An 8,140-nucleotide genomic window follows, 5' to 3' on the forward strand; every position below is an offset into this window, starting at 1 on the left:
CTCAGAGCTCCCATGCCTCAACGGTCATCAGGGTGCTGGAGCCCGCGATCTCCTGCGCCAGCTCCAGCCCGGTCACGGCCCCAAGGTCAGGCCCAGCCGTCATCGACAGCGCGAATGCCGTGGCGACCGGCGCGACCGGGTCGACCGTGACGACCTGGTCGGGCGCCGCCCACCAGCCGCCGTCCGCGGCGGACAACGCAGTGAGCAGGAGTTCGAGCGAGCCGAGGTCGGCGAAGATTCCGGTGGACGCGCGGATCGGCTTCGGAACGTCGCGGGCTATCACGCACTCCTCCCAGACGAGCTCGACCGCACGCTCTTGCGCTCCGGCAGCCGGGGCCGGATACAGCTCGATGCCTGCGCGCAGCGGCAGGAACGCCGCCGCGGTAAGCGCCTGATCATCGCTTCGGGCGGCGACGAACTGCCCGGGGGCGAATTCGGCGCGCAGCTCGGCGGTGTGATCAGCGGGCTCCCCGGGCCCGAACTCCGCGCCCTGGATGTCCCATCGCTGCGATGGCACGGGGATGCCCTCGAACAGCCCGATCTCCAGCCCGAGCGGCACCCGTTGCTGCCGCACTGACACCGCGGCGTACGGGTCGACCACGGTGGCAGCCTCCAGCGACTTCTGCGCGGCTCGGGTGAGGAGGAGGTTCGGAGGCGGCGTCCCCCGAGAACGCCAGGCCGCCGGCTCGCTGACCGCTTGACGGATGGCTGCTCCGACGTCCGGCGGCGGATCGAGCGCCGGTGGCGGCGAGCCCCAGCCGAGTTCGAAGTCGAAGGACACCTCGAAGAAGAACAGGTCTATCGAGCCGCGCCCCCTGGCCAGGTAGGGCGCCGGACCCTCCAGGTGCAGAGCCAGGCTGACCCCGACCAGCGTCTCACCGAAGGCGCGCAAGGCGACTCCGCCGGAGACGTCGGCGATGAATTTGAAGGGTGAGTACTGGACCAGGGCGTCATAGGCGAAGTGACCGCGCAGTCCGCAGCCGGCCACCTCGGCGACGAGTTCGAGTCGGGCGCCCAGCTGCATGCTGTTGGAGGTGATCGCGAAATAGTTCTCACACCGCAGCTCCAGCCAGGACACCGGCGACAGGTCCATCGACATCCGGCGCAACGCCGGCACGCCGCGGGGTATCCGGTAGGCGGGATGGAAGCCGCCGGCGCTCAGCACCATCTGCGGATCCGACCCGCCGCGGCTGAGCATCAGGATGTCGCCGGCCAGCGCGACGCCGACGATGTGCGAGCCGGTCAGGCTGGCCACGAACATCACACTGGGTTCGGCCGGGTCGATCACGCCGGCAAAGGTGGCCTGCAGGAAGACGAGCGGAGCCTCCGGATCGGGCAACGCCACGACGAGCTTGCCCAGAATGGTCATGCGCGCCTGGGTGGACGCCTCCAGCAACACGGCCACGGACAGCGTGACGATGCGCCCGCCCCAGCTCAGCTGGAACATCGGCCCGGCGACGATCGACCCGCGCGCTGCCGGGAAGATCGCTGGCAGCGCGCGCATCGCAGCCGGTCCGGCCGCGGCCGGGTCGGACGGGAACAGCAACTGCGCCGCGGTCCCGTCGGTCACGGCGCGCAGCAGGGCATCGCGGTCGATCCGCCGATTGATGCCGACGACGCCTCCGACACCTGAGATCGCGAACCCGAAACCGACCTGCACGCCTGGCGGCGGGAACGTCGCGCCCATGATCACCAGGAACGACAGCGGCTCACCGTCGCGAGCGGGTGACAGCAGGCCGAACGCGGCGGCGCTCAGCGGCGGGATCCGTACCGAGAGCCCACCCGCAAGGTCGTTGCCGACGGAGGAGAGCATTCCCGATCCGTTGACGACGGGCAGGGTCAGCGAGACCGCCGCGCCGGTCGGTTCCAGGCTCTGCAGGTCACCCGGGCTCGGCAGCATGGGCGCCCCGAGCTTCAGCGCGATGGGCATGCCGAAGCCGACCCCGTCGATGTGCACGTCGACCGGCGCTCCCGGCAGGCTGACATCGAGGGAGGTCAGGAACCCGACTCGCAAGGCGGGCCCGGCCGGCGAGTCGGTGACCTCGACGGTGAGGTCCAGCCATCGGCCGGTGTCCGAACCGCTCAGCCGGGTACGCAGCGACGGACTGCCGGCCAGCGTCACCCCACCGTCGCCCGCGTGGCGCAGGTCGGCCTCCAGCGGAAACATCAGGTCGACCGGTAGCAGGCCCTTCACGAACCCGGGGAGGAGCCTCACCTCGCCGCCGCTGAGCTGGAGCTGCCCGCCCCGGTCGAACTTCCCGTCCCTGGTCGCGACCCAGCCGCCGGCAGTCACCGTCCCCGACCTGACCGAGGGCCCGCCTTCGATGCCGAGCACCGTTCCCGGCCCACCTCTGGTGAAGGACACCTCGACCCGATCACCCTCGGCGAGCCGGACGAGCTGAGGGGGCTGATCGGGAGTGAAGCCGATCTCGACTTCCCCGGCGATGTTGCCGGACAGGTTCAGCGAGAAGCCGTTGCTCAACGGGAGCGCAAGCCCTTGTCCGGCCAGGCCGACGGCCCTGAGCGTCAGCCGGACGCCCGCGGCGGGCACCACGGTCAGGGCGGCGATCGCGCCGGCGTCGGAGCGCGCCACGTAGGCAAGACCGCGAGGAGCGGCGTCGACCGCCTCGTCACGCCAGCCGTGGAGGTTGACCGAACCGGCGCCGCCGTCCGAACCGGTCAGGCCAGAAAGCGCCGACAGGACGGCGTTGTCGGGTTGGACGGCCGCGAGCACCCGGCCAACGAACGGCGTCAGGTTGAAAGCGTCGTCGACCTCGAGGACGTCAAGGCTGCCGGCGATGTCAGCGACGGCAGCGTGCAGGGCGAGGACAAGTTCTCGCTGCAGGAGGTCAAGGAGCTGCCTGCCCGGGCCGTCGGCCATGATGGCGCCTTCCCCGCGAGCATCCAACGAAGCTTGCCGGAGAGTGGAGCATAGCCAGGCCGTGCGAGGTTGGGAAGGCGGCGATCATCGGCGGTCGAATTCCGGGACGGCGGATGTCGGATGTCGGTAACCGGGGTGTGCGACGTCGGATGTCGGATGCCGGATGTAGGTAACCGGGTTGCGGGTGTCGGTTAGGAGATCCGCCGACTGACGTTCCAGGTCCGACGAAGGCGATGGCAGCGAGGGTGTCCGGGCCGGCCGCTTATCGGCCGGCCCGGACACCCCAAGCATCAGGCGATCTGCTGTGACGGGACGTCGAACCGGTCCAGCATCATGACCTTGTTCCACGCGGTGACGAAGTCGGCCACGAACTTCTCCGACGCGTCGGCGCCGGCGTAGACCTCGGCGATGCCGCGCAGCTGGGAGTTGGCGCCGAAGACGAGGTCGACGGCGGTGGCCGTCCACTTCACCTCGCCGCTGGTGCGGTCCCGGCCGTCGTAGACGTTCTCGGCCGACTCCGACGCCTTCCACTCGGTGTCGCCGGCGAGCAGGTTCACGAAGAAGTCGTTGGTCAGCGTGCCCGGCCGGTCGGTGAACACCCCGTGGTCGGACTGCCCGAAGTTGGCGCCCAGGGCTCGCATACCGCCGACCAGCACTGTCAGCTGCGGAGCGGTCAGGGTGAGCATGTTGGCCCGGTCCAGCAGCTTGACCTCCGGCGGCAGCTTCTCGCCAGGCTGCAGGTAGTTGCGGAAACCGTCAGCTTCCGGTTCGAGCACCGCGAAGGTCTCCACGTCGGTCTGCTCCTGCGAGGCGTCGGTGCGTCCCGGCGTGAAGGGAACCGTGATGTCGTGCCCGGCGTCCCTGGCCGCCTTCTCGACGGCCGCGCAGCCGCCCAGCACGATCAGGTCGGCAAGGGAGATCTTCGCGCCGCCGGATTGTGAGTTGAAGTCCTGCTGGATCTGCTCCAGGGCCTGCAGGACCTGAGCCAGCTCGGTGGGCTCGTTGGCCTCCCAGCTGCGCTGCGGCTCGAGCCGGATCCGCGCTCCGTTCGCGCCGCCGCGCATGTCGGTGCCGCGGAAGCTGGCCGCCGACGACCAAGCCGTGGAGACCAGTTGGGAGACGGACAGGCCCGAGTCGGCGATCTTGGCCTTCAGCGCCGCGACGTCGGACTCGCCGACCAGGTCGTGGTCGAGCGCGGGCACCGGGTCCTGCCAGAGCTGGGCTTCGGGCACCCACGGGCCGAGGTAGCGCGGCAGTGGGCCCATGTCACGGTGCAGCAGCTTGTACCAGGCCCGGGCGAAGGCGTCGGCGAAGTCCTCCGGGTGCTCCAGGAAGCGTCGCGCGATCTTCTCGTAGGCAGGGTCCATCCGCAGCGCCAGGTCGGTGGTGAGCATCATCGGCGCACGGCTCAGCTCGCCGGTCTCCGGGTCCGGCACGGTGTTGGCCCCGGCGCCGTCCTTGGGACGCCACTGCTTAGCGCCGGCCGGGCTCTCGACCAACTCCCAGTCATAGCGGAACAGGTTCTCGAAAAAGCCGTTGCTCCACCGGGTCGGCGTCGAGGTCCAGGTGACCTCGAGGCCGCTGGTGATCGCGTCCCGGCCCTTGCCGGTGCCGTAGCTGTTCTTCCAGCCGAAGCCCTGCTCCTCGATCGGAGCGGCCTCCGGCTCCGGACCGACGTGGTCTGCGCCGGCCGCGCCGTGGGTCTTGCCGAAGGTGTGGCCGCCGGCGATCAGCGCGAGCGTCTCCTCGTCGTTCATCGCCATCCGGGCGAAGGTCTCCCGGATGTCCCGGGCGGCGGCCAGCGGGTCGGGATTGCCGTTCGGGCCCTCCGGGTTCACGTAGATCAGGCCCATCTGGACGGCGCCGAGCGGGCCGCTGAGCGCGCGTTCCTCACCGCTGCCGTAGCGCTCGTCGCCCAGCCAGGTGTCCTCCGGTCCCCAGAAGATCTCCTCCGGCTCCCAGACGTCGGGCCGGCCGAAGCCGAAGCCGAAGGTCTTGAAGCCCATCGACTCCAGGGCGCAGTTGCCGGCGAAGACCAGCAGGTCGGCCCAGGAGATCTTCTTGCCGTACTTCTGCTTGACGGGCCACAGCAGCCGGCGGGCCTTGTCCAGGTTCGCGTTGTCGGGCCAGCTGTTGAGCGGGGCGAACCGCTGCGCGCCCTGGCCGCCACCCCCTCGGCCGTCGGCGATCCGGTAGGTGCCCGCGGCATGCCAGGACAACCGGATGAAGAGGCCGCCGTAGTGGCCGTGGTCGGCCGGCCACCAGTCCTGCGAGGTCGTCATGACCTCGAAGATGTCGCGCTTGAGAGCCTCGACGTCGAGGGAGGAGAACTCCTCGGCATAGTTGTAGTCCTCGCCCATCGGGTTGGACCGGGACGAGTGCTGGTGCAGGACCTGCAGGTTCAGCTGGTTCGGCCACCAGTCCTGGTTGGTCCTCGGCCGGTGCGGTGCGGGCTTCGGGGAAGGGATTACCGGGTTTTCGCTCTCGGACACGTCGGTCGCTCTCCTGTCTCGATTATCTCTTGTCATAGCTGGCTTGCGCTGGCTTGCTCTGGCTTGCTCGGCCTGCTCTGGCTTGCTCGGCCTGAGCGGTCAGCCGCCGTCGGACGCCGCTGCTCCCGAGGTCGCCGCGACGCACTGCGGGCACAGGCCCCAGTAGACGACCTCGGCCTCATCGATGACGTAGCCGTTGTCCTCGAAAGCGGTCAAGCAGGGTGTCGTGCCGGCGGCGCAGTCGACATCGGCGATGGCGCCGCACGCCCGGCACACGGTGTGGTGGTGGTTGTCACCGACCCGCGCCTCGTAGCGGGCCACCGAGCCTGCTGGCTCGATGCGGCGCACCAGGCCGGCGGTGGTCAGTGCCCGCAGCACGTCATAGACCGCCTGGTGGGACACCTCGCCGAAGTCCTTGCGGACGACCCCGATGATCGAGTCGGTGTCGGCGTGCGGATGCTGGTGCACCGCGGTCAGCACCGCCAGTCGCGGCCGGGTCACGCGCAGATCGGCTGCGCGCAACATGCGCTCGAGGTCAGAATCGGAGAGCACCGCCGGAGTTTGGCCTATTTTCTGGAATTGATCAAGTCCTTTGTGAGCGCGGATTGCCGATCGGCCGCGGGCAGCCGCCAGCACGCGAGCGCGCTGGCCGCGACCAGGGCGCCGACAGCGACGAAGGCGACGTCAGGGCGGACCAGCGGGATCAGCAGGTTGCCCAGCAGCCCGCCGACCATCATCGCCAGCGACATCGCCGAGACCGCCGTCGCCCGGTGTGCCGCGGTGACCCGCGCGTGCAGGACCGCCGACAGCAGCGGCCAGTTCGCGCCGTGGGCGACGTAGTAACCGACGAAGGCGACGGCCGCGACCGGCAGCAGGTCCGGCCCCGCCAGCATGGCTAGCGCCACGCCACCCAGGATCGCCAGCACGGCGCAGGTCGCCCGGGTCGAGCCGCGCAGCAGCCTGCGCAGTGGCGTGGCGGCCATGGCGGCGAAGGCCGCGACGGCGAACGCCGACGCCAGCACCGTGCCGTAGACCGCCGCGCCGTCGTCGCGGCCACCGGCCAGTTCGGCGAAGCGGACCGGGCCGAGCAGCTCGCAGGCCACCAGCCCGGCGCCGCCCACGGCGGTCAGCAGCAGCACCAGGCGCAGCGGGCCGTCGGTGACGGACAGGCGGACCGCCCCGCCGACGGTCGCGGGCACCTGACGCGCCCCGGCCAGCAGCGCCGCGCGCACCGAGCCCTGGCGGGGTGGCCGCTGCTCGTGCAGCAGCCGCAGGACGGCGGCGATGAAGACCAGGTTGAGCGCGGCGGCGAGCAGGAACGGCGCCGCGAGGTTGCCGTCGAAGAACGCCGGCAGCAGCCCGCCGATGATCGCGCCCAGCGCGAGGCCACCACCGTCGGCGGCGGAGTGCTTGGCCAGGCCCGGAGCCACGTCGGCCGACGGGTCGAGCTGGTGGACGGTGTCGACGTACCAGGCCTCGACCGGGCCGGAGTCCAGCGCGCGGCCGATGCCCAGCAGCAGGATGCCGGCGAGGAAACCGCCGAACGAGTCGGCGGTGGCGTAGACCAGGCAGGACAGCAGGTGCAGGAACGCGCCCAGAACGACGACCGGCCGGCGGCCCAGGACGTCGGCGAGCCCGCCGGTCGGCAGCTCCAGGGCCAGCACCACCAGCCCGTGCACGGTGAACAGCAGGCCGACCTCGCGCAGCGACAGCCCGCGCGACAGCGCGAGCAGCACGGTGACCGGCGTCGTCAGGCCGACCGGCAGCCAGCGCAGCGCGGTCAGCCCGACGAACCGCCGGGTGGCGGCGCTGACGGTGGTCGGCGCGCTCACGCCTGCTCCGAGCGGGGGAAGGCGGCGGTGAAGAAGTTGACCGGCTGCGTTCCCGGCCGGGCCTCGAGGTGCGTCTCGGCCCAGCGGTCGAGCACCGCGTAGACCTCTTCGAGCAGCTGCCGGGCCTCGTCCGGGGTGAGGCGCAGGACGTAGTCGGACAGCCCGGCGACCGCCGCCCACTCGCGGCCGTGCTCGCGCCCATGCTCGACCCAGGCCCGCAGTTCACGGCCCATCACCTCGATCTGGTGGCGCTGCATCTCTTCGTGGGCCTCAAGACCGCCCGGCTGCTCGATCAGCTCGTCGGGCTCCCAGTTGGTCATCGAGTGCTCGGCCTGCCACCAGCGCTCGCGGCCGTTGCCGCGCCCCCGCACCTCAGCGACGAAGCCGTACTGGGCGAGCTGGCGCAGGTGGTAGCTGGTGGACCCGCTGGACTCGCCCACCTTCTCGGCGAGCCGGCTCGCGGTGGAGGGGCCGTCCAGGCGCAGCAGCCCGAGCAGCCGGCCGCGCAGCGGGTGGGCGAGCGCGCGTAGCACCTGGGGGTCGCGGACGGTCGCGATCGGGGGACGTGACTGGGCCATAGCAAAGGACCCTACAATTGCAAAGAATCCTTTGCAATGCTCTCTTTGCAATCGAATCTGCCCCTTGAGCGGCTAGCGAGTCCGATCTGACGGCCGGAGCCCGTCAGAGCTCTTGCATTAATACCCCTAGGGGGTATAGTGGAGTCACTGAACACCAACGGGAGGGACGCCATGGACCACAGCACGCACACCGAACCGCAGGACGGCAAGGCCCTAACCCGCCTGGCCGTGTCAGCCACGCTGCACTGCCTGACGGGCTGCGCCATCGGTGAAGTCCTCGGCATGGTGATCGGCACCGCCCTGGGCTGGTCGGACCTGCAGACCATCGCGCTGGCCGTGGCGCTGGCGTTCTTCTTC

Annotated in this window: 6 protein-coding genes; 1 reads left to right on the plus strand and 5 read right to left on the minus strand. The window is 70.6% G+C overall.

The window, feature by feature from the left end:
- Position 1: 1 nt before the first annotated feature.
- The 5 genes from VF557_18380 to VF557_18400 form a co-directional block, all read right to left on the minus strand.
- Positions 2–2,881 (minus strand): DUF6603 domain-containing protein, encoded by a 2,880-nt coding sequence (locus VF557_18380; GenBank protein ID HEX8082185.1) that lies wholly within the window; start codon positions 2,879–2,881, stop codon positions 2–4.
- 290 nt (positions 2,882–3,171) lie between these two features.
- The gene (gene katG / locus VF557_18385; GenBank protein ID HEX8082186.1) at positions 3,172–5,373 is read right to left on the minus strand and encodes a catalase/peroxidase HPI; all 2,202 of its coding nucleotides are present in this window, start codon (positions 5,371–5,373) and stop codon (positions 3,172–3,174) included.
- Between the two features lie 99 nt (positions 5,374–5,472).
- Positions 5,473–5,925 (minus strand): Fur family transcriptional regulator, encoded by a 453-nt coding sequence (locus VF557_18390; protein ID HEX8082187.1) that lies wholly within the window; start codon positions 5,923–5,925, stop codon positions 5,473–5,475.
- Between the two features lie 14 nt (positions 5,926–5,939).
- Positions 5,940–7,205 (minus strand): MFS transporter, encoded by a 1,266-nt coding sequence (locus VF557_18395; GenBank protein ID HEX8082188.1) that lies wholly within the window; start codon positions 7,203–7,205, stop codon positions 5,940–5,942.
- Positions 7,202–7,783, minus strand: a complete 582-nt coding sequence (locus VF557_18400; GenBank protein HEX8082189.1) for a helix-turn-helix domain-containing protein — start codon at positions 7,781–7,783, stop codon at positions 7,202–7,204. Before VF557_18400 ends, VF557_18395 begins: the two co-directional genes overlap by 4 nt.
- Before the next feature lie 171 nt (positions 7,784–7,954).
- On the opposite strand from VF557_18400, the gene VF557_18405 reads away from it, so the two are divergent.
- A partial coding sequence (locus VF557_18405; protein HEX8082190.1) for a DUF4396 domain-containing protein occupies positions 7,955–8,140 on the plus strand: 186 nt, incomplete at its 3' end.

The sequence above is a fragment of the Jatrophihabitans sp. genome, assembly GCA_036389035.1.
Taxonomy (GTDB): domain Bacteria; phylum Actinomycetota; class Actinomycetes; order Mycobacteriales; family Jatrophihabitantaceae; genus Jatrophihabitans_A.